This is a genomic window from Kitasatospora fiedleri, assembly GCF_948472415.1.
Classification (GTDB): domain Bacteria; phylum Actinomycetota; class Actinomycetes; order Streptomycetales; family Streptomycetaceae; genus Kitasatospora; species Kitasatospora fiedleri.
In genome coordinates this window covers 6,595,448-6,614,840 of record NZ_OX419519.1, presented here as the reverse complement: position 1 = coordinate 6,614,840, position 19,393 = coordinate 6,595,448, and the positions used below count along the sequence as shown (strand labels likewise).

At 74.6% G+C, this 19,393-nt stretch carries 19 protein-coding genes and 1 pseudogene; 12 read left to right on the top strand and 8 right to left on the bottom strand.

Annotated features, from left to right (window positions below; all coding sequences use genetic code 11):
• Positions 1–156: 156 nt before the first annotated feature.
• Both QMQ26_RS29850 and QMQ26_RS29845 read right to left on the bottom strand, forming a co-directional pair.
• Positions 157–1,044: a 2-hydroxy-3-oxopropionate reductase gene (locus tag QMQ26_RS29850; protein WP_282203390.1), complete on the bottom strand. Its 888-nt coding sequence runs from the start codon at positions 1,042–1,044 to the stop codon at positions 157–159.
• A 39-nt stretch (positions 1,045–1,083) separates the two neighbouring features.
• Entirely contained in the window at positions 1,084–1,929 is an 846-nt protein-coding gene (locus QMQ26_RS29845; RefSeq protein WP_282203389.1) for a TIM barrel protein, read from the bottom strand.
• Positions 1,930–2,126: 197 nt separating this feature from the next.
• Between QMQ26_RS29845 and QMQ26_RS29840 the strand changes: the two genes are divergently transcribed.
• The 7 genes and pseudogenes from QMQ26_RS29840 (at position 2,127) to QMQ26_RS29810 (ending at position 7,764) form a co-directional block, all read left to right on the top strand.
• Positions 2,127–2,414 (top strand): thiamine-binding protein, encoded by a 288-nt coding sequence (locus QMQ26_RS29840; protein ID WP_100840599.1) that lies wholly within the window; start codon positions 2,127–2,129, stop codon positions 2,412–2,414.
• Complete coding sequence (locus QMQ26_RS29835; protein ID WP_100839524.1) at positions 2,411–2,782, top strand: helix-turn-helix domain-containing protein; 372 nt, start codon at positions 2,411–2,413, stop codon at positions 2,780–2,782. Before QMQ26_RS29840 ends, QMQ26_RS29835 begins: the two co-directional genes overlap by 4 nt.
• 162 nt (positions 2,783–2,944) lie before the next feature.
• Positions 2,945–3,451: a 2-oxo-4-hydroxy-4-carboxy-5-ureidoimidazoline decarboxylase gene (gene uraD / locus QMQ26_RS29830; protein WP_282203387.1), complete on the top strand. Its 507-nt coding sequence runs from the start codon at positions 2,945–2,947 to the stop codon at positions 3,449–3,451.
• A gap of 46 nt (positions 3,452–3,497) precedes the next feature.
• Positions 3,498–3,829 (top strand): annotated as a pseudogene (gene uraH, locus QMQ26_RS29825) (hydroxyisourate hydrolase).
• A 31-nt stretch (positions 3,830–3,860) separates the two neighbouring features.
• Positions 3,861–4,781, top strand: a complete 921-nt coding sequence (pucL, locus tag QMQ26_RS29820) for a factor-independent urate hydroxylase (RefSeq protein WP_100839527.1) — start codon at positions 3,861–3,863, stop codon at positions 4,779–4,781.
• Between the two features lie 233 nt (positions 4,782–5,014).
• Positions 5,015–6,421 (top strand): nucleobase:cation symporter-2 family protein, encoded by a 1,407-nt coding sequence (locus QMQ26_RS29815; RefSeq protein ID WP_282203386.1) that lies wholly within the window; start codon positions 5,015–5,017, stop codon positions 6,419–6,421.
• Positions 6,382–7,764: an 8-oxoguanine deaminase gene (locus tag QMQ26_RS29810; protein ID WP_282203385.1), complete on the top strand. Its 1,383-nt coding sequence runs from the start codon at positions 6,382–6,384 to the stop codon at positions 7,762–7,764. Before QMQ26_RS29815 ends, QMQ26_RS29810 begins: the two co-directional genes overlap by 40 nt.
• A 182-nt stretch (positions 7,765–7,946) precedes the next feature.
• On the opposite strand, the gene QMQ26_RS29805 is transcribed toward QMQ26_RS29810, so the two are convergent.
• From QMQ26_RS29805 to aceB, 3 genes are all read right to left on the bottom strand, one after another.
• The gene (locus QMQ26_RS29805) at positions 7,947–9,545 is read right to left on the bottom strand and encodes a TROVE domain-containing protein (RefSeq protein WP_282203384.1); all 1,599 of its coding nucleotides are present in this window, start codon (positions 9,543–9,545) and stop codon (positions 7,947–7,949) included.
• A 495-nt stretch (positions 9,546–10,040) separates the two neighbouring features.
• A complete protein-coding gene (locus QMQ26_RS29800; RefSeq protein ID WP_282203383.1) occupies positions 10,041–10,427 on the bottom strand; it encodes an allophanate hydrolase-related protein in 387 nt (128 codons plus the stop codon).
• Positions 10,428–10,515: 88 nt separating this feature from the next.
• Positions 10,516–12,162: a malate synthase A gene (aceB, locus tag QMQ26_RS29795; RefSeq protein WP_282203382.1), complete on the bottom strand. Its 1,647-nt coding sequence runs from the start codon at positions 12,160–12,162 to the stop codon at positions 10,516–10,518.
• Positions 12,163–12,241: 79 nt separating this feature from the next.
• On the opposite strand from aceB, the gene QMQ26_RS29790 reads away from it, so the two are divergent.
• Both QMQ26_RS29790 and QMQ26_RS29785 read left to right on the top strand, forming a co-directional pair.
• Positions 12,242–13,060, top strand: coding sequence for an IclR family transcriptional regulator (locus tag QMQ26_RS29790; RefSeq protein WP_404813985.1), 819 nt, complete (start codon positions 12,242–12,244; stop codon positions 13,058–13,060).
• A 104-nt stretch (positions 13,061–13,164) separates the two neighbouring features.
• The gene (locus QMQ26_RS29785) at positions 13,165–13,617 is read left to right on the top strand and encodes a hypothetical protein (RefSeq protein ID WP_100839534.1); all 453 of its coding nucleotides are present in this window, start codon (positions 13,165–13,167) and stop codon (positions 13,615–13,617) included.
• 27 nt (positions 13,618–13,644) lie between these two features.
• Here QMQ26_RS29785 and QMQ26_RS29780 read toward each other — a convergent pair whose 3' ends face one another.
• Positions 13,645–14,868 (bottom strand): glycoside hydrolase family 16 protein, encoded by a 1,224-nt coding sequence (locus QMQ26_RS29780; RefSeq protein ID WP_282203381.1) that lies wholly within the window; start codon positions 14,866–14,868, stop codon positions 13,645–13,647.
• 491 nt (positions 14,869–15,359) lie between these two features.
• Between QMQ26_RS29780 and QMQ26_RS29775 the strand changes: the two genes are divergently transcribed.
• Positions 15,360–15,755 (top strand): ribonuclease domain-containing protein, encoded by a 396-nt coding sequence (locus QMQ26_RS29775; RefSeq protein ID WP_199528291.1) that lies wholly within the window; start codon positions 15,360–15,362, stop codon positions 15,753–15,755.
• A gap of 83 nt (positions 15,756–15,838) precedes the next feature.
• Positions 15,839–16,165 (top strand): MoaF-related domain-containing protein, encoded by a 327-nt coding sequence (locus tag QMQ26_RS29770; RefSeq protein ID WP_282203379.1) that lies wholly within the window; start codon positions 15,839–15,841, stop codon positions 16,163–16,165.
• 51 nt (positions 16,166–16,216) lie between these two features.
• Here QMQ26_RS29770 and QMQ26_RS29765 read toward each other — a convergent pair whose 3' ends face one another.
• Entirely contained in the window at positions 16,217–17,398 is a 1,182-nt protein-coding gene (locus tag QMQ26_RS29765) for an alpha/beta hydrolase (RefSeq protein ID WP_282203378.1), read from the bottom strand.
• A gap of 311 nt (positions 17,399–17,709) precedes the next feature.
• Here QMQ26_RS29765 and QMQ26_RS29760 point away from each other — a divergent pair, with 311 nt between their 5' ends.
• Positions 17,710–18,396 carry a TetR/AcrR family transcriptional regulator gene (locus QMQ26_RS29760; protein ID WP_282203377.1) on the top strand — a complete coding sequence of 229 codons (687 nt, stop codon included), beginning with the start codon at positions 17,710–17,712 and terminating at the stop codon, positions 18,394–18,396.
• A 50-nt stretch (positions 18,397–18,446) separates the two neighbouring features.
• Here the strand turns inward: QMQ26_RS29760 and QMQ26_RS29755 are convergent, their stop codons facing one another.
• Positions 18,447–19,319 carry a universal stress protein gene (locus QMQ26_RS29755; protein ID WP_282203376.1) on the bottom strand — a complete coding sequence of 291 codons (873 nt, stop codon included), beginning with the start codon at positions 19,317–19,319 and terminating at the stop codon, positions 18,447–18,449.
• Positions 19,320–19,393: the final 74 nt, after the last annotated feature.

Below are 19,393 nucleotides of genomic sequence, written 5' to 3'. Positions count from 1 at the left end.
CCACCCGGCTGCCCGAGAGTCTCCCTCCCCGCCGTCCTCCCGTGCGGGAGGCTCCCCTCGGCGGGGAGGGGTTCGTGCCCCCCGGCGGCGCGGGCGCGGGCGGACAGGTGCGCGCCGCCGGGGGAGTCCGGTTGCCTGACGGTCCGGTCGGTCCGGTTACTTGACCTCGCGGCCGGAGAGCCGCTCGACGCCGCGCAGCAGCGCGGAGTGGTCGAGCGAGCCGTCGCCGTTGGCGCGGGCGGAGGCGACCAGTTGGGCGGCGACCGCGCCGAGCGGGAGCGCGGCGCCGACGGCGCGGGCGGCGTCGGTGACGATGCCCATGTCCTTGTGGTGCAGGTCGATCCGGAAGCCGGGGGCGAACTCGCGGGCGAGCATGTTGCCCTTCTTGCGGTTCAGCACGGTGGAGCCGGCCAGTCCGCCGCCGAGCACGTCGAGGGCGGCGGCGAGGTCGACGCCCGCGTTCTCCAGGAAGACCACGGCCTCGGCCAGCACCTGGATGTTGACGGCGACGATCAGCTGGTTGGCGGCCTTGACGGTCTGTCCGGCGCCGGCCGGGCCGACGTGCACGACGGTGGTGCCGAGCGCGTCGAACAGCGGCTTCGCCTCGGCGAAGTCGGCCGCCGCGCCGCCGACCATGATGGAGAGCACCGCCTCGACGGCGCCGGCCTCGCCGCCGGAGACCGGGGCGTCCAGGGTGCGGACGCCGCGGGCCTTCGCGGCGGCCTCGACCTTGATCGAGGTCTGCGGGGTGATGCTGGACATGTCGATGACCAGGGCGCCGTCCCGGGCGTGCTCCAGGACGCCGCCCTCGCCCAGGATCACCTGCTCGACCTGCGGGTCGGCGGGCACCATGGTGATGACGACCTCGGCGTCGGCGACGGCCTCGGCGATCGAGGCGGCGCCGTGGCCGCCGGCCGCGACCAGGGCGTCGACGGGCTCCCGGGTGAGGTTGTAGCCGGTGACGTGGTGGCCGGCCCCGACCAGGTTGACGGCCATGGGCTTGCCCATGATGCCGAGGCCGATGAAGGCGATCTTGCGGCTCATCGCGTGCGGGTCCTTACGTGGGTGTCCTGAGGGGAGGGTTCAGCGCGCGGCGCGCAGTTCGCGCGGCAGCCAGTCGAAGCTCTCGGCGCTGACGCCGCCGGCCGGGCGGTACTCCAGGCCGACGCGGCCGCGGTAGCCGGCGGCGGTGAGGCGGGCGAACAGGTCCTCGAAGTCGAGGTCGCCGGTGCCGGGTTCGTTGCGGCCGGGGGTGTCGGCGATCTGCACGTGGCCGATCCGGTCGGCGTGCGCCTCGATGACGGCGCCCGGGTCCTCGCCGTTGCGGGCGAGGTGGTAGAGGTCGCAGAGGAACTTCGCGTTGCCGAGCCCGGTGGCGGCGTTGACCTTGTCGACCACGTCGACCGCGGCGGCGGCGGTGACCAGCGGGTAGTCGGGGGACTCGGCCCGGTTGAGCGTCTCGACCAGCAGGACCGCGCCGATCGCGTGGGCGGCCCGGGCGGCGAGGGCGAGGTTCTCCAGGGCGAGGGCGTCCTGCTCGGCGGGGTCGGTGCCGGGGACGCGGTTGCCGTAGAGGGCGTTCAGCGCGCCGGTGCCCAGGCGGGCGGCGAGGGCGGTGGCGACCGGGACGTTCGCCCGGAAGCGCTCGCTCTCGGCGGGGAGGGAGAGCGCGCCGCGGGCGCCGCGGACCAGGTCGTCGAGGAGGTTGAGGCCGGTCAGTTCGACCCCGGCGTCCTCGAACGCGGCGACCAGCGCGCCGGTCTCCTCCGCCCCGGGGGCGGGCTCCTCGCCGAAGGGCCACCAGAGTTCGGCGGCGGTGAAGCCGGCCGCCGCGGCGGCCGCGGGCCGCTCCAGCAGGGGCAGTTCGCCGAACAGGATGGACAGGTTGACCGTGAAGCGGTGCTGGGCGGCAGCGGTCACGTCGTTCACCTCTCGCTCTCTCGCCGTGCAACTTCCACGATCCGGAAGCTGGATTCTGCTTGACGGAAGCTTCTCCGCCGCCGCCCGGACCTGTCAAGGACGTCGCAACATTTTGTTGAAGCAGCCCGGACCGCCGGCCGTCCGCCCGCGCACACCTGTCCGATCGTCCGGACCGGCCGGATCGATAAGGTGGGCGGGTGCGATTGATGGTGGAGTTCACGACAGAGCCGTTCGACCTGGACGGGTTCCCCGAGCACGCCAGGGCCGCGCGCCGGGTGGTGGACGAGGCGGGGCTCGCCGTCTCGGTCGGGCCGTTCGGCACCAGTGCCGAGGGCGACGCCGAGCCGGCCCTGGCCGCCGTCACCCGCCTGCTGCGGGAGACCCTGGCGGCCGGGGCGAGCCGGATCTCGGTCCAGGTCAGCGTGCTGGACGAGGAGCCCGGCGCCCCGGGGGCGGCCGGTCCGGAAGGATGCGAAGGAGGGGATAAGCAGTGAGCGACGCCCTGAACCACCCGCTCGCCGCCGCCCTGGAACCCCTGCTGGCCGCGGTCGGCGCGACCGCGATCGCGCCGGCCGAGGCCCGCGCGGAGGACGTCGTCCTGGAGTGGGACGGCGCCCCGGCCGTCGCCGTGCGGCTGCCGCACCTGAGCAGCGCGCTGGACCGGCTGCTGGCGGAGACGGCCCGGCAGTTCGACGGCCGGCCGCTGGCCGAGCTGGACCGCGCCGAGAAGCAGCGGGTGGTCGCGCTGCTGGAGGAGCGCGGCGCGTTCACCGTCCGCCACGGGGTGGAGACGGTCGCGTCGGCGCTCGGCGTCAGCCGGTTCACGGTGTACAACTACCTGAACCGGCAGGAGAAGTCCTGACCCCGCCGGGGCCCGGCCCCGGGGATTTGGCGGATCGCACACGGCGCCGGGTCGCGGACCCGGCGCCGTGCGCCGTCCCCACAAACAGTTCAACAAAGTGTTGACGGCCTGTTGCGGCCGATCTAGCTTGTGCGGGTGGCACCAACCCTCAGGAGGTCCACCGTGACCCAGCCACCCCCTGCCCTCTCCGCCCTGGCCGCCACCGACACGGCCGGACTGCGGGAACTCCTGCTGGAGGTCTGCTCCAGCCCCGCCTGGGCCGCCGCCGTCGCGGCGACCCGCCCCTGGCACGACCGCGCGGAACTGTCCGCCGCCAACGCGGCGGCGACGGCGGGGCTCTCCGCGGCCGACCTGCGCGACGCGATGGCCGGCCACGCCCGGATCGGCACCCCGAAGCCGGGGGACGCCGTCTCCGAGCGCGAGCAGGCCGGCGTCCGGGGCGCCGACCCGTCCGTCCTGGCCGAGCTGCGCGCGGCCAACACCGCCTACGAGGCGAAGTTCGGCCACGTGTTCCTGGTCTGCGCGACCGGGCGCACCGCGGACGGCATGCTCGCCGCGCTGCGCGCGCGCTACCCGAACGACCCCGCCACCGAGGCGGAGACCGTCCGGGAGGAGCTGCGGAAGATCAACGAGATCCGCATCGACCGCCTCCTTGACGCGCCCCGGTGACCTGACGGACAGTCACTCCCTGCCATTCAGTGAGGTCTTACCCATCATGACCGGCATCTCCACGCATGTGCTCGACACCAGCCTCGGCCGCCCGGCCGCGGGCGTACCGGTCGAGCTGGCACTGCACACCGAGGGTGGCTGGCAGGTGCTCGGCACCTCCGCCACGGACTCCGACGGCCGGGTCAAGGACCTGCCGGCCGCGGAGGCGGGCTCGGTCGTCCGGCTGCTGTTCGACACCGCGGCGTACTACGCGGGGTCGGCCGAGCGGCCGTTCTTCCCGAGGTCTCGATCGTCTTCACGGTCGCGCCCGCGCAGCACCACTACCACGTGCCGCTGCTGCTCAACCCGTTCGGCTACTCGGTCTACCGCGGAAGCTAGGTAGGCCGTCCGGAACCCTAGGAGCCACGTCATGGCCCACGTGCTCGGTCAGAACCAGTACGGCAAGGCGGAGAACCGCATCGTCCGGGTCTCCCGCGATTCCACCCGCCACGAGATCAAGGACCTGAACGTCTCGGTCTCGCTGCGCGGCGAGTTCGACGACGTGCACCTCACCGGCTCGAACGCCAACTGCCTGCCCACCGACACCACCAAGAACACCGTGTACGCCTACGCCAAGGAGCACGGCATCGAGTCCGCCGAGGGCTTCGCCGTGCTGCTGGCCAGGCACTTCGTGGACGACACCGAGCGCGGCGTGGTGCACAGCGCCCGCATCCGGGTCGAGGAGTACGCCTGGGAGCGGATCAGGACCCCCGACTCCTCCTCCCGGTTCATCGGCTCCGAGGAGGTCGGCCACTCCTTCGTCCGCAAGGGCCAGGAGGTGCGCACCACCGAGGTGGTGTACGACGGCGACCGGTTCCGGGTGGTCTCCGGACTCAAGGACCTGGTGGTGATGAACACCACCAACTCCGAGTTCTGGGGCTACATCAAGGACAGGTACACCACCCTCCAGGAGGCGTACGACCGCATCCTGGCCACCCAGGTGACGGCCCGTTGGGCGTTCGGCTTCCACGGCCGCGACGACCAGCCGGAGCCGAACTGGAACCGCTCGTACCAGCAGGTGCGCCGCCACCTGCTGGAGGCGTTCGCCGAGACCTACTCCTACTCGCTGCAGCAGACCCTGCACGCGATGGGCACCCGGGTGCTGAACAACCGCGCCGAGGTGGACGAGGTCCGCCTGGAACTGCCGAACAAGCACCACTTCCTGGTCGACCTGGAACCGTTCGGACTGAAGAACGAGAACGAGGTCTACTTCGCCGCCGACCGGATGTACGGCCTGATCGAGGGCACCGTGCACCGCGAGGGCGTCACCCCGGTGATCCCGGTCGCTTAACGCGCCCGACGCCCCGACCGCGCCACTCCGCACCGCAGCACGCCGCAGTACCGCGCTTCCGCTCCCTCCCCCACACCGTTCGGAGACCGTGCCCGCCCTCACGGCGGCAGTCCCGGGGGCCGGAGAGCGCCCCGGAGGGACCCTGCACCGTCGTCCCGTCCTCCGGCCGATCCACCCACCCTCTCCAGCGCCCGGGTTGCGCCGAGAGCCAGGGACAGCAAAGGGGCTCTTCCATGGCACTCCGCACCACCCCCACCACCGACGACGGTTCCACCCCCACCCACCCGGTCGACGAGGTGCTCTCCCCGCCGAAGCTGTTCGGCACCGGGCTCCAGCACGTCGCCGCGATGTACGCCGGCGTGGTCGCTCCACCCCTGATCGTGGGCGCGGGCGTCGGGCTGAGCCCCGGCGAACTCGCCCTGCTGATATCGGCCAGCCTGTTCACCGCCGGGCTGGCCACCCTGCTCCAGACCCTGGGCGTCTGGCGGATCGGGGCCCGGCTCCCGTTCGTCAACGGCGTCTCGTTCGCCGGCGTCGCCCCGATGCTGGCGATCGCCAAGGAGCACGGCCCGCGGGACGCCCTCCCGGTGGTCTTCGGGGCGGTGATCGTCGCGGGGGTCCTGTGCTTCCTCGCGGCACCGTACTTCTGCCGGCTCGTCAGGTTCTTCCCGGCGGTCGTGCAGGGCACCGTGATCACCCTGATCGGGGTGTCGCTGCTGCCGGTGGCGGTCAACTGGGCGCGCGGCGGCTCGCCGGGCGCGCCCGGCTACGGCTCGGCGAAGGCGGTCGGCCTGGCCGCGTTCACGCTGGCCGCGGTGGTGCTGGGCAACCGGCTGCTGCGCGGCTTCTGGCAGCAGATGTCGCTGCTGATCGGCCTGGCGGTCGGCACCGCCGCGGCCTTCCCGCTCGGCCTGGCCGACTTCTCGGCCGTCGGCGACGCGCAGGTGTTCGCGCTGCCCTCGCCGTTCCACTTCGGCGGGCCGCGGTTCGACGCCGCGGCGATCGTGTCGATGTGCATCGTCATGGTGGTCGCGATGACCGAGTCCACCGCCGACATGCTGGCGCTGGGCCGGATCGTCGACCGCGAGGCCGACGAGTCGACCCTGGCCGCCGGGCTGCGCGCCGACGGCCTGGCCACCGCGGTCAGCCCGGTGTTCAACGGCTTCGCGTGCAGCGCGTTCGCCCAGAACATCGGCCTGGTGGCGCTCACCAAGGTGCGCAGCCGGTACGTGGTCGCGGCCGGCGGCGGCATCCTGGTGCTGCTCGGGCTGTTCCCGGTGCTCGGCTCGCTGGTGTCGCTGGTGCCGCAGCCGGTGCTCGGCGGCGCGGGGATCGTGCTGTTCGGCACGGTCGCGGCGTCCGGCATCCGCACCCTCGCGGAGGCCGGGATGGAGTCGACCTCGCACACCATCCTGGTGTCGGTCTCGCTCGGGGTGGGGATCGTCCCGATCGCCGTGCCGACCTTCTACGACGGGTTCCCGGAGGCCGTCCGCACCCTGATGCACTCGGGCATCTCGGCCGGCTGCCTGGCCGCGGTGCTGCTCAACCTGCTGTTCCACCACGTCGGCTCCGCCGGCCGTTCCCTCCAAGGAGTCCCCCCATGGCAGTCCAGCCCCCAGCCGCCGACCGGCGGATCGTGATCGAGAACGTCGCGATCGCCACCGTCGACGCGCACGACACCGAGTACGCCCGCGGCCACGTGGTCCTGCTCGGCAACACCATCGAGTCGGTCGGGGACGGGCCCGCGCCCGCCTGGCTGGACAACGTGGCGCGGCGGATCGACGGCGAGGGGCACCTGCTCACCCCCGGGCTGGTCAACACGCACCACCACTTCTACCAGTGGATCACCCGCGGGCTGGCCCAGGACAGCATCCTGTTCGACTGGCTGGTGGCGCTGTACCCGACCTGGGCCCGGATCGACGAGGACCTGGTGCACGCCGCCGCCCAGGGCTCGGCCGCCGCGCTGCTCACGTCGGGCTGCACCACCGCCTCCGACCACCACTACGTCTTCCCGCGCGGCGGCGGCGACGTGCTGGGCGCCTCGGTGGCGGGCGTGCAGGAGCTGGGCCTGCGGTTCACCGCGCTGCGCGGCTCGATGGACCGCGGCCGGAAGGACGGCGGGCTGCCGCCGGACCACGCGGTGGAGGACACCGACGAGATCCTCGCCGCCTCCGAGTCCGCGGTCGACAAGTGGCACGACGCCTCGTTCGGCTCGATGCTGCACGTCGCCCTCGCGCCCTGCTCGCCGTTCTCGGTCTCCACCGAACTGATGCGGCAGTCCGCCGAGTTGGCCCGCCGCAAGGGCGTGCGGCTGCACACCCACGGCTCGGAGACCGCCGAGGAGGAGGAGTTCTGCCGGCAGCTGTTCGGGATGGGCCCGACCGACTACTTCGAGTCGACGGGCTGGCTGGGCGAGGACGTGTGGATGGCGCACTGCGTCCACATGAACGACTCCGACATCGCCAAGTTCGCCGAGACCGGCACCGGCGTCGCGCACTGCCCGTCCTCCAACGCCCGGCTGGCCGCCGGGATCGCCCGCGTCCCCGACATGCTGAGGGCGGGCGTGCCGGTCGGCCTGGGCGTGGACGGCACCGCCTCCAACGAGTCCGGCGAGCTGGGCACCGAACTGCGCAACGCGCTGCTGATCAACCGGCTGCACGGCCGCCCCGACGCGCTGACGGTGCGCCAGGCGCTGCGCCTGGGCACCATGGGCGGCGCCCGGGTGCTGGGGCGGCAGGCCGAGATCGGCTCGATCGAGGCCGGCAAGCTCGCCGACCTCGCGCTCTGGAAGGTGGACGGGGTGCTGCACTCCTCGATCGCCGACCCGGTCGCCGCGCTCGTCCTCGGCGCGCTCCCGCCGCTGACCGCCCTGTTCGTGAACGGCAACCCGGTGGTCGAGAACGGCCGCCTGACCACCGCCGACGAGGACCGGATCGCCCTCGCCGCCGCCCGCGCCGCCCGCGACCTGGCCTCCCGCGGCTGACGCCCCACCGAGCTCCGAGGGCCGACCGCCAGGGACGACGGCCGGCCCCCGGACCCGCGGCCCCGGACCCACGGCGAAGGGTCCGGGGCCGCTCCACGCCGCCGTCCGGACCGCTCGCCGTCCCCGCCGCCGACGAGCCCGTGCACCGGGGCGTGTCCGGCCGCTCCGGCGACCGACCGGCCCTACTGTTCCTGGTGCTCCGGCCGCTCCCACGGCCAGGCGGCGTGCTGCCCGGCCTCCAGCAGGGGGATCAGGCGGAACGCGGCGTCGGTCAGGCCGCCGAAGGTGTGGCGGCCGCCGGTGCCGGAGGGGGCGTGGCCGGTGCGGTAGCCGGCCAGGTTCCAGGTGTAACAGGGGACGTGCGCCGGGACGGACTCCAGCGGGTCGCGGACCCGGCCGCCGTACGCCTGCTCGTCGGTGACGATCACCACCCGGTCGTGGTTCCGGTAGTGGGCGCGGACGGCGGCGGCGGTGTCGGTGCCGCCGCGGTTGCCGAAGCGGTCGACCGCCTTGAGCAGCGAGTCGCCCGGCCGGAGGTCGATCTCCCGGCTGGTAGTGCCGAATTCGACCAGGTTCGCCTCGGCGGCCCGCAGGGCGAGCGCGGTGCCGAAGACGGCCGCGGTGTCGGCCCGGTTGAGCTCGGTCTGCGCGCCGGGCCGGTCGAACATCGAGCCGGAGCGGTCGACCAGGACGAGCGTGCGCCCGGGCAGTTCCGGCACGTTCTCCAGCGAGTGCCGCAGCGCCCGCTCCAGCGCGTGCCCCCAGCGCAACGAGGGCGCGTGCCGGTGCGCGGCGAGGTAGCGGAACGGGAACTGGCGCGAGCGGCGCACTTCGCCGCGGTCGGCGATCCGGCGGGCGACGGCCTCGGCCGCCTCGTCCGAGACGCCGGCCCGGTCGAAGTTGCGCAGGTTGCGCACCAGCGCCATCGCGCCCATGGACGGGATGACGGCCTCCCAGGCGACGGCGTCCAGCGGGCCCTGGAGCCAGCCGGCCAGCGCCTCCCAGGTCATCCCGGCGGCGGCCAGCAGCTCGGCCCCGCCGGGGCGCTCGACCACCGCGCGGCGCTCGGCCACGGGCAGCGCCATCAGCTCCCGGTGGGCGGTCAGCACGGCGCTCCCGGCGGGCGGGAGGGCCTCGTCGGGGCGGTGGCGCCGGTCCAGCGCGTAGCGGAACAGCTCGCCCTGCCACGGCTTGTCGCGGTGGGGGCCGGGGTGGGTCAACTCCAGGACGTCGCCGAAGCGGTAGCCCTTGCTCGCGGTGTCGTACTTGAGCAGGGCGCGCGCGTCGTACAGCCGGGCGGCGGCGTCGGCGACGCCGCGCTTGAGCGGCTTGGGCAGGGCGCGGCCGTACCGGGAGGTCCAGTAGGCCAGCAGTTCGCCGGGCTCGTCGGGGCGGCGCAGCACCGCGTCGACCACCTGCCGGGAGTACCCGGGGAGCTTCGCGTCGAGCCGGGCGCGGGTGAACTCGGCGGCGCCGACCAGCGGGGCGGTGCGCATCGCGGCGCCGTAGCGCAGCCAGCGCAGCAGGCCGAGCGTCCACTCGGGGTCGCGGACGGCGAGTTCGCGCACCAGGGCGGTGTAGCGGTCGTCGCGGTCGCCGCCGCGCTCGTAGAAGGTGTCCTGGCCGACCAGGTTGGCGACGGCGAGCAGGAAGAGCTCGGACTTCTCGTCCCGCAGGTGGCCCGTCCCGCCGTTGTGGTTGGCGGTGGTCCGCCCGGTGGTGGCGACGGGCGAGGTCGGGCCGCTCGCGGTGGTGGCGCGGCGGGTGTTGAAGCGGGCCATGGGGAACTCCTCCTGCGTCCTGCGGGGAGGCGTGCCGGACCGGGGCGTCCGAGATCGTGCGGGCCGGGTCGGCCCGCCGCGGTGGAGGTGACAGTTCGGTGCTCTGCCCTTGAGCTACCGCCCGTGCGGGGCACGGGCGACCGGGACTCGAACCCGGAACCGCCGAAGCCGGAAGTAACCCCCGCCTGCGCACCGGACGCCCCGGCGCGGCTGCCTCCCGAGATCGAAAGCGGCGCCGGTGGGTTCTTTGCAGGAAGTAACCGGCGCCTGCGCACCGGGAGGTGGCAGTCTGCGTACAGCTGGGTGTCCGGAGGTCGAGGCGGCGGGGGTGACGTGGAACGGTTCCTTCACCTGGGCCGCACCGGCCGGAGCCGACGGACCCGTCCAGAGAAGTAACCCCTGCCTGCGCACCCGGACGTGGATCACCCTAGCCAGCCCGCTCCCCCGGCCGCACCCGCTTTTCCACGGTGCCGGGGCGGCCCGGGCGCGCCCCGTTCAGGCTTCGCGGCCGAGGGTGGCCAGGTAGGCGCGCCAGCCGCCGTGCGCGGTGATCTCGCGGTGCACGCCGCGTTCCAGCTGGCCGCGGGCCAGCACCATCGACAGCGCGGGGGTGCCGTCGGCCAGTTCGATGACGCCCAGCTCGAGTTCGGGCGGTTCGCCGGGCAGGACGGCGTCCCGCAGCCGTTCCAGCGGCAGCTCGTACAGCTCGCCCTCGACGGCGGTGTCGGCGTCCGGGTCGGCGAGCAGGGCGGGGCACTCGTCGCGGACGGAGAAGAAGCGGTAGCCGGGGGCGGTGCGGGCCGGGCCGATCAGGTGGCCGTGGACCTTGGCGTGGAACGGGCCGCCGGTCATCGCCTGGCCGTTGAAGAAGACGCGGGCCATGGTGCTCCTTTCGTGGGACCGCCCCGTACCGCGGCCGGTGTGGGGGTGCGGCGGTACGGGGCGGAGTGCGCGGGGCGGGGTGGGACGCTCAGTCGATGAGGGCGAGCGCGGGGAGGGTGAGGAAGTCCGGGAAGTCCTCGGCGAGGGCGACCTGCTCGAACAGGGCGGCGGCCTCCGTCCAGCGCCCGTCGGCGTAGGCGTCCTCGCCCGACTCGGCGCGCAGCGCGGCGAGTTCCTCGGCGACCAGGCGGCGGACCAGGTCGGCGGTGGTCTTCTCGCCGGTGTCGGCGAGCACCACGCCGTTGTGGATCCACTGCCAGACCTGCGAGCGGGAGATCTCGGCGGTGGCGGCGTCCTCCATCATGTGGAAGATGGCGACGGCGCCGAGCCCGCGCAGCCAGGCCGCGATGTAGCGGATGCCGACCTGGACGGCGTTGTGCAGCCCGGTGCGGGTGCAGCTGCCGCCGGCCGCGGCGACGTCGAGCAGGTGGGCGGGGGTGACCGGCTCGGCCGAGCCGGGGTTCTCCTTCTGGTGCGGGCGCTCGCCGAGCACCGCGTCGAAGCACTCCCGGGCGACGGGCACCAGGTCCGGGTGGGCGACCCAGGAGCCGTCGAAGCCGCCGGCGGCCTCCCGCTCCTTGTCGGCCCGGACCTTGACCAGCGCGGCGGCGTTGACCTCCGGGTCCTTGCGGGAGGGGATGAACGCGGCCATCCCGCCGATGGCGTGCGCGCCGCGCCGGTGGCAGGTCCGCACCAGCAGGCGGGTGTAGGCGGCCATGAACGGGGAGGCCATGGTGACGGTGTTGCGGTCGGGCAGGACGAAGCGCTCGCCGGCGTCCCGGAAGTTCTTCACGATCGAGAACAGGTAGTCCCACCGCCCGGCGTTCAATCCGGCGGCGTGGTCGCGCAGTTCGTAGAGGATCTCGTCCATCTCGAAGGCGGCGGTGATGGTCTCGATCAGCACGGTGGCGCGGATCGTGCCGTGCGGGATGCCGAGGGCGGCCTGGGCGTGGGTGAAGACCTCGTTCCAGAGCCGGGCCTCCAGGTGGCCCTCGGTCTTCGGGAGGTAGAAGTACGGGCCGGAGTTCGGGTCCTGCTCGCCCTTGGCGAGCAGCCGGGCGGCGTTGTGGAAGAAGTAGAGGCCGAAGTCGACGAAGGCGCCGGCCACCGGGGCGCCGTCGACGGTGAGGTGCCGCTCGTCCAGGTGCCAGCCGCGCGGGCGGACCACGACGGTGGCGAGTTCGGCGGCGGGCCTGAGGACGTACGCCTTGCCCCGCTCGCCGGTGAAGTCGATCCGGCCCTCGAAGGCGTCGATCAGGTTGACCTGGCCGGAGACGACGTTCTCCCAGGTCGGGGCGGTGGCGTCCTCGAAGTCGGCGAGCCAGACCCGGGCGCCGGAGTTGAGCGCGTTGACGACCATCTTGCGGTCGGTGGGGCCGGTGATCTCCACCCGGCGGTCGGTCAGCGCGCGCGGGGCGGGGGCGACCCGCCAGTCGCCGGCGCGGACGTCGGCGGTCTGCGGCAGGAAGTCCAGCGTTCCGGTGCGGGCGATCTCGGCGCGGCGCTCGCGGCGGGCGGCCAGCAGCTCCCGGCGGCGGCCCTCGAAGGCCCGGTGCAGGCCGGCGACGAACTCCAGCGCTTCCGCGGTCAGCACCTCCCCGGCGCGCGGCACCGGCGGACCGGAGACCGTGACACCGGGGACGGAGGGGGACGAACCCTGATCTGCGGCGGCCATGGGCAGGACTCTCCTTGGACTGTTCCGTTCTGTACAGTGGAGACTAGTTTCCGCGATACAGAATTTCAACGGTTTGTTGATGAATCGCGTGGACTCTACTCCTCCCCGGACATCGAAGGGAACGCCCGTGGCCAGCACCTCCACCGAACGCACCACCGGCTCGGTGCAGTCCGTCGAGCGCGCCTTCCAGCTCCTGGAGGCGCTCGCCGACTCCGGCGGCGTCGCCACCCTCAGCGAACTGTCCGCCACCTCCGGCCTGCCGATGCCGACCATCCACCGCCTGGTCCGCACCCTGGTCGCCCAGGGCTACGTCCGGCAGGACACCGCCCGCCGCTACACCCTCGGCCCGCGCCTGATCCGCCTCGGCGAGACCGCCGGCCGCCTGCTCGGCTCCTGGGCCCGCCCCTACCTCGCCGAGCTCATGGAGGCCACCGGCGAGACCGCGAACCTCGCCGTCCTGGAGGGCGGCGAGGTGGTCTACGTCGGGCAGGTCCAGTCCCGGCGCTCCATGCGCATGTTCACCGAGGTCGGCCGCCGCGTCCAGCCCCACTGCACCGGCGTCGGCAAGGCCCTGCTCGCCCAGCTCCCCGAGGACGAGGCCCGCGCCCTGCTCGGCCCCGGCCCGCTCCAGGCCCACACCCCGCACACCGTCACCGCCCCCGCCGCGCTGCTCGCCCAGCTCGCCACCGCCCGCGACCTCGGCTACGTCGTCGACGACCAGGAGCAGGAGATCGGCGTCCGCTGCATCGCCGTCGCCGTCCCCGGCGCCCCCACCCCCACCGCCCTCTCCGTCTCCGGCCCCGAGGCCCGCATCCAGTCCCTCGAAGCCCAGTCCGGCGCCGCCGGCCTCGTCCCCCTCATGCAGTCCATCGCCGCCCGCCTCGGCGAAGTCCTCTGACGGACCCCCGGCGCCGCGCACCGCAGCGGCGTGGTCGGCCCCGGCCGGGCCGGACCCTTCACTACGCTGGGCGTCCAGGTACTCACGCTCCGCAGGAGGAACCCGTGCCCCGTCTCCTCGCCCTGTTCGCCGCGCCCGTGCTCGCCCTGGGGGCGTTGGGGGCGGCCGCCGCGCCGGCGTCCGACTCGGATCTGCGGGTGGTGCGGCTGGACCCGGACCCGGTGGCGCCGGGCGGGGTGACGACGGTGCACGGGTTCGTCGGCAACGGCGGTCCGGAGGCGACGGGTTCGCCGTTCACGGTGGTGGTCGACCTGCCGCCGGGGTTCGCCCCGGAGGGCCCGTACTTCCCGTCCTCGTGCACGGCCGCCGGGCGGACCGTCAGCTGCGTCTTCCCGGCGGGGCTGCCGCCGCTGCGGTCGGCGACGGCGCTGGTGCCGGTGCGGGCGGACGCGCACCTGCCCCACGGCCTGCGGGCCGTGGGGCAGGTGCGGGTGGTGAGCGCGGACGACCGCGACCCGGCGAACGACCGGACGCCGTTCACGCTCACCGTCTCGTGAGCGGGCGCCGGCCGGGGCCGGCGACCGTCAGCGGTAGACCCGCAGGTAGTCGGCGCTGAACGAGACCGGCGCGCTGCCGCTCGCCGCCGGGTGGTACTGCCCGGCGCTGAGCGACAGGTTGAGGATGGGGTAGGCCGACCAGTTCGCGCCGACGCCGGTGCCGTCGGAGAACACCTTCGTCCCGTTGACGTACCAGTCGACCGAGTCGGCGCCGTAGGAGGTGCCGATGGTGACCCAGCGGTCGGGGGCGACGGCGTTCGCGTCGGTGTGGTAGTTCAGGCCGGAGCGAATCCGGTTGGAGAGCTCCAGCAGGTTCGGGTTGTCGGGGTGGTACTCGAAGCTGTCGATCTCGTTGTTGCCGTCCTTCCAGGTCCACAGCGCGGGCCAGGCGCCGCCGCCGGCGGGCAGCTTCACCCGGGCCTCGATGTAGTCGCCGGTGCGGACCTGGAAGCCGTCCTTGCTGTACTCGGTGGTGAGCAGGCCGGTGTCCCACGCCTGCTTGCCGTTCTCCAGGGTGTGCGCGGAGGGGGTGGCGGTGAAGGTCGCGACGCCGCCGGAGACGGTGACGGCGGACGGGGCGAGCCAGTCCAGCTTGTTGTCGTCGGGGTTGTGGCTGCCGTAGCGGTAGGCGCTGCTGCGGTCGCCGGTCCACTTGCTGCCCCAGGCGATCGGCCCGGAGAACTCCTCCGACCAGGTCAGCGCCTTGCCGGGGACGGGCACCGCGCTGGGCGCGGGAGTCGGCGTCGGCGCGGGAGTCGGGGTCGGCGTGCCGGGAGTCGGGGTCGGCGTGCCGGGGGTCGGGGTGGGCTTGGGCGTCGGCGTGGACCCGGCGCCCGTCACGGTCAGCGTCCGCGCGGGCAGGTTGTGCCAGCCGCCCGCCGTGTCCTGCCAGAACCCGAACTGGGTGTAGCTGCCGGCCGGGAGCGTGCGGGCGGCGGTGGTGACGGTGGTGCCGCCGGGGCAGACCCGGACGTTGCTCGCGCTGCCCGGGAAGTCCAGGTTCGCGCCGGCCGCGTCGCGGATGCCGACGCCGACGGTCTTCGCGGTGAAGCAGCGGTTCGCGTGCAGGGTGAGCGAGGCGGTGCTCGCGGTGCCGGCGGTCATCCCGGCCGGGGCGAGCCGGTCCTGGACGACGGTGGTGGCGGTGGCGGCACCGGCCGGTCCGGCGGCGGCCAGCGGTACGCCGACCAGCGCGGCGGCACCGGCCAGCACGCCGAGGCGGGCGGGGGTGGCAAGGGTGGTGGGTCGCATGGGGTGGGGTCCTCCGCGACGCCTGCGAGGTGAGCTGTCGGGTTCGGGCGCCGAGGCCGCCCGGCCGCGCGCGGGCGCGCGGCTTCACCCCGAGCCGCGCCCGTCCCGCCGCCGAACAGGGCGGGGGCAGGGCAGGGCGTACTGCCGTGGGTCCCCCGCTCCCGCCCGTGTGTGCTGTGGGAAGACGCCGTCGGTCGGGCGGGACTCGGCGTCCCGACGGCGGGTGCGCCCGGTCGGGGGCGCCCCCGCAGGCTAGGCAGATTGTCGCTTTGTCTCCAAGAGTCACCGCCCGGCTGAGAGCACTCTCACACCACGCTCCGTCACCCCGGCCGGGCGGCGGTCCGGCCGGCGCCCGAGTGTCAGGACCACACGGCGGGGACGCCACTGGCGGCGGTACGGCACAAGTCGGCCGGGTTCCAGGCCAGTTACCCGAAAGTGAAGTGTTCGCGCCAAGGGTTCCGCCGGGGTCCGGCCGGCGTCACACTGCTGCCATGCGAATGACTCTACGCGCGTTGAAGATCCGTGCCGTCTCGGTCGCCGCCCTCGGCCTGCTGACCCTCGCCCCCGCCGCCGTGGCCACCGGCCAGGCCCACGCCGCCGTCAGCGGGAACATCTGCTACTCGGCGCTGCCCAGCCAGGGCCGCGACACCATCCGCCTGATCGACGCGGGCGGGCCGTTCCCGTACTCGCAGGACGGCGTGGTGTTCCAGAACCGCGAGGGCGTGCTGCCCGCGCAGTCCTCCGGCTACTACCACGAGTACACCGTGATCACCCCGGGCAGCTCGACCCGCGGCACCCGGCGGATCATCACCGGCAAGGTCTACCACGAGGACTACTACACGGCCGACCACTACGTGACGTTCCGCCGCGTCGACTTCGGCTGCTGACCCGACCCCCGGTCCGATAGGTTGGGCGGGTGCGGCCGATCCGGCCGCACCCGCCCGCCGCTCCGACCGCCCGAAGGACCTCCATGAACGCCCCCCTGCCGGGCTTCGCCGGCCGCACCTACCTCTTCGAGGTCGACAACGGCGCCTCCTTCCGCAACGCGTACTCCGCGGACGGCACCCGGCTGCGCTGGGAGGGCCTCGGCGAGTCGGCCGGCCAGTACGAGGACGTCCCGCTGCACGTCGCGGCCGTCGCCCCCGGCGTCTGGTTCGTCTCCTGGACGGAGCGCAGCGGCATCACCGTCAGCCACGTCATGGACCTCACCGCCCTGACCGTCAAGGTCTTCTGGACCTGGGAGGGCGAGACCGGCCGGGTCGGCGAACTGCACACCGGCACCCTCACCCCGGCCTGACCCTCCGCCCCGACCCCACCCGGGCCCGGGTCCGGGCCCGGCTTCACGCTCTCAGGCTTTCAGGCGCTGCGACAGGAACCGGAAGCCGGCCGGCAGCAGCTTGATCCACGTCGTGTAGTTGTGCCCGCCCTCGGGGACGGAGGCCACCGCGGTGGTCAGCGGCGGCCTGGCCGCGGCGGTGAACGCGTCGGCCTCGGCGCGGAAGTCCCCGTCGCCCTTCTCCGCGCCGCTGAGCATGACCCCGGTGGCGGGCATCGGCAGGTTCCGCAGCCGCCAGAGCAGGTCGGCCTCGTCGCGGCGCTGCCCGCTGCCCCGGAACAGGTCGCCGGTGGTGACGTCCTCGGCGGCCTTCAGGTAGCCGGAGATGGAGACGCCGCCCGCGAACACCTCGGGGTGGCGCATGGCGAGCTTGGCGGCGCAGTAGCCGCCGGTGGAGTTGCCCATCACGCCCCAGCCGCCGGGGCCGTCGGCGGTGCGGTAGGTCGCGCCGATCGCGCGCGGGACGTCCTTGGCGAAGTACGTCTCGGCCTGCGTCCCGCCGGGGACGTTCTCGCACTCGGGGTCGGCGGGCATCGCGGGCGAGGGGCGCATCAGCACCAGCACGGTGGGCTGCATCCGTCCGGCCCGGATCTCGTCGAGCGCGACGCCCGGGTAGTTGAAGCGGGTGATCAGCGCCTTGGCGTCGCCGGGGAAGCCGGTCATCGCGATGACCGCGGGGAACTTCCGCTGCTCGTTGCCGGGCTGGAAGTACTGCGGCGGCAGGTAGACGTACCCGTCGGTGCTCAGGCCGGTGCGGGCGCCGGGAATCCGCACCGCGCGGATCTCGCCGACCCGCCCGGGGTCGAGCGGGCCGCCGGTGTTGACCGGCTCGCGGCCGGTCTCCTGGGCGGGCAGGACGGGGAGGTTCGGCGGGTCCGGCTCGGTCGACGGGGTGGCGGACGGGGCCGGGGCGGCCTGGGCGGCGGGCGCGGCGGCGGCCCGCACGGAGACCGGGGCGTCCTGGCCGGTGCCCAGCAGGTCGTTCCAACTGCTGTAGAACGAGAAGTAGTTGTTCGCCAGCAGGCCGATCACGGCGAGCAGCGCGAGCTGGCTGCCCAGCAGCATCCCGACCCGCCCGAGCACCGCCCGCCAGTGCCGCCGGGCGAGGGCGGGCCACCACCAGACGGTCGCCCCCAGCGCCGCCACCGCGACCTCGATCGTGAACAGCAGCAGCGTCGTGCTGGTCAGCCCCATGCCCCGTGGTCCCCGTGTCTTCCGCTCGCGGTGCCCGCCGCCCGGCGCGGGCGTGGCGGTGCGTGCACGCGCGGATACCCGCGCACGGCGAGCAGTATGCCCGCCGCCGGGGTGACGCCCGAACCCGGTCCCGCGGTTCCGCGCCCCGGGCGGGGGAACGGCGCCAGGGGCGGGGCCGCCGGAGCGCACGGTACGACCGGCTGGCACGTTGCGCCGACTCCGCACCCCGTGCCACCTCCCGGCTAGGCTGATGACCCGCCCGCGCGGCCACCCGTACGGCGACCCGCGCGACCGCACACCGGGGGAGACAGATGTCCGAGCCCCACCGTCCGGCCCGCCCGGCCCGTCCGGCCCGCCCGGCCCGCCCGACCCGTCCGGTCGCCGACCCGCCGCCGCTCTCCCTCACCGAGCGCCGCAAGGCCGCCACCCAGCAGGAGATCGCCCTCGCCGCCGCCCGCCTGTTCGCCGAGCACGGCGCCGAGGGCACCACCGCCGAGGACGTCGCCCGCGGCTGCGGCGTCTCGCTGCGCACCTTCTACCGCTACTTCCGCACCAAGGAGGACGCGGTCGCCCCGCTGCTCGCCGGGGCACCCCGCCGGTGGGTCGCCCTGCTCGCCGCCACCGCCCCCGGCACCCCGCCGCTCACCGCCCTGCTGGACTCCGCCCGCGCCGCCCTGAGCCCCGCGCCCGGCCCGGCCGCCGAGTCCCTGGAGCGGACCCGCGGCCTGCTGCGCGCCATGCCCCGGGACCCGGCGTTGCGCGACGTCTGGCACCGGGTCCACCACGACGCCGAGACCGCGCTGCGCCCCGCGCTGGCCCGGCTCACCGGGCTGGACCCGGAGGACCTGGACGTCCGGCTGCCGGCCGCCGCCGCGAGCACCGCGATGCGCCTGGCCGTCGAGACCTGGGCCGCCGGCGACCCGCCCCCCGCCACGGCCGCCGCGCTCGCCGACACCGTCGTCCGCCGCCTCGTCGGACCGCTCCTCCCGCCTGCCTGACGCACCGTCACCCCGCCCACCCCGTCCCCCGTCCCCGCCCCCGCCCTCCGTCACACCGGGACGACCGCCACCGGGCAGTGCGCGTGGTGCAGGACGGCGTGCACGGGGGTCGCCAGCCGCAGGCCGAAGCGCGGCGCGGGCTCGTGCCGGGAGAGCACCACCAGGGCGGCGGTCCGGGACTCCTCGACCACGGTGGCGGCGGCGGAACCCGTCACCTGGTGGCTCTCCACCTCGACGCCCGGGTACTCCTCGCGGACCGGGTCGCAGGTGCGGCGCAGCAGTTGCTCGTGCAGCCGAGCCTCCTCCCCCAACTCGTCGACCATGGGCGCCATCCGCCCGACGTCGGCGACCACCGGCGACCAGGTGTGCACGGCCCGCACCGGCAGGCCCCGGCGGGCGGCGGTCTCGCAGCCGAAGCGCAGCGCGGCGGTGTCGCGCTCGTCGTGGAGGGCGACCAGCACCGGCCCGTCGGAGTGGCCGGCGGCGCGCACCACCGTGACCGGGCAGGTGGCGTGGGCGGCGACCCGCAGGCTGACCGAGCCCAGCAGCAGCGAGGCGAACCCGCCGTGGCCCCTGGTCCCGAGCACCGCGAGCGAGGCGTGCTCGGCGGCGGTCAGCACCGCGTCCCCGGCCTCGCGCGGCACCACGTCGCCGGTGATCCGCAGCCCGGGGTGGGCGGCCGCCAGGGTGGCCCGCACCGCTTCCAGCAGTTCGGCGGCCTCGCGCAGGATCAGGTCGGTGACGGTGGTCCCGGTGCGCGGCGAGAGCGTCACCGTCCCGGTGTTGACGGCGTGCACCAGGTGCAGCCCCACCCCCCGCCGCTCGGCCTCCCGGGCGGCCCACTCCGCCGCTTCGGCGGCGGGCACCGACCCGTCGACCCCCGCCACCACCCCGTTCGCTGCCCTGGTCTCCGTGGTCTCCATGGCGCATCTCCGTGGCGCACTCCCCGGGGCCGGCTCGCCCCGGTCGCCCTTCCAGCATGCGCCGCCCGCCCCGC

What these genes read in the sequence shown, in the direction of transcription:
- QMQ26_RS29850 (WP_282203390.1), bottom strand. Translation starts at nt 1,044, where the DNA reads ATGAGCCGCAAGATCGCCTTCATCGGCCTCGGCATCATGGGCAAGCCC.
- QMQ26_RS29840 (WP_100840599.1), top strand. Translation starts at nt 2,127, where the DNA reads ATGGTGGAGTTCACGACAGAGCCGTTCGACCTGGACGGGTTCCCCGAG.
- pucL (WP_100839527.1), top strand. Translation starts at nt 3,861, where the DNA reads ATGGCCCACGTGCTCGGTCAGAACCAGTACGGCAAGGCGGAGAACCGC.
- QMQ26_RS29815 (WP_282203386.1), top strand. Translation starts at nt 5,015, where the DNA reads ATGGCACTCCGCACCACCCCCACCACCGACGACGGTTCCACCCCCACC.
- QMQ26_RS29810 (WP_282203385.1), top strand. Translation starts at nt 6,382, where the DNA reads ATGGCAGTCCAGCCCCCAGCCGCCGACCGGCGGATCGTGATCGAGAAC.
- QMQ26_RS29805 (WP_282203384.1), bottom strand. Translation starts at nt 9,545, where the DNA reads ATGGCCCGCTTCAACACCCGCCGCGCCACCACCGCGAGCGGCCCGACC.
- QMQ26_RS29800 (WP_282203383.1), bottom strand. Translation starts at nt 10,427, where the DNA reads ATGGCCCGCGTCTTCTTCAACGGCCAGGCGATGACCGGCGGCCCGTTC.
- aceB (WP_282203382.1), bottom strand. Translation starts at nt 12,162, where the DNA reads ATGGCCGCCGCAGATCAGGGTTCGTCCCCCTCCGTCCCCGGTGTCACG.
- QMQ26_RS29790 (WP_404813985.1), top strand. Translation starts at nt 12,242, where the DNA reads ATGAATCGCGTGGACTCTACTCCTCCCCGGACATCGAAGGGAACGCCC.
- QMQ26_RS29780 (WP_282203381.1), bottom strand. Translation starts at nt 14,868, where the DNA reads ATGCGACCCACCACCCTTGCCACCCCCGCCCGCCTCGGCGTGCTGGCC.
- QMQ26_RS29775 (WP_199528291.1), top strand. Translation starts at nt 15,360, where the DNA reads ATGCGAATGACTCTACGCGCGTTGAAGATCCGTGCCGTCTCGGTCGCC.
- QMQ26_RS29770 (WP_282203379.1), top strand. Translation starts at nt 15,839, where the DNA reads ATGAACGCCCCCCTGCCGGGCTTCGCCGGCCGCACCTACCTCTTCGAG.
- QMQ26_RS29765 (WP_282203378.1), bottom strand. Translation starts at nt 17,398, where the DNA reads ATGGGGCTGACCAGCACGACGCTGCTGCTGTTCACGATCGAGGTCGCG.
- QMQ26_RS29760 (WP_282203377.1), top strand. Translation starts at nt 17,710, where the DNA reads ATGTCCGAGCCCCACCGTCCGGCCCGCCCGGCCCGTCCGGCCCGCCCG.
- QMQ26_RS29755 (WP_282203376.1), bottom strand. Translation starts at nt 19,319, where the DNA reads ATGGAGACCACGGAGACCAGGGCAGCGAACGGGGTGGTGGCGGGGGTC.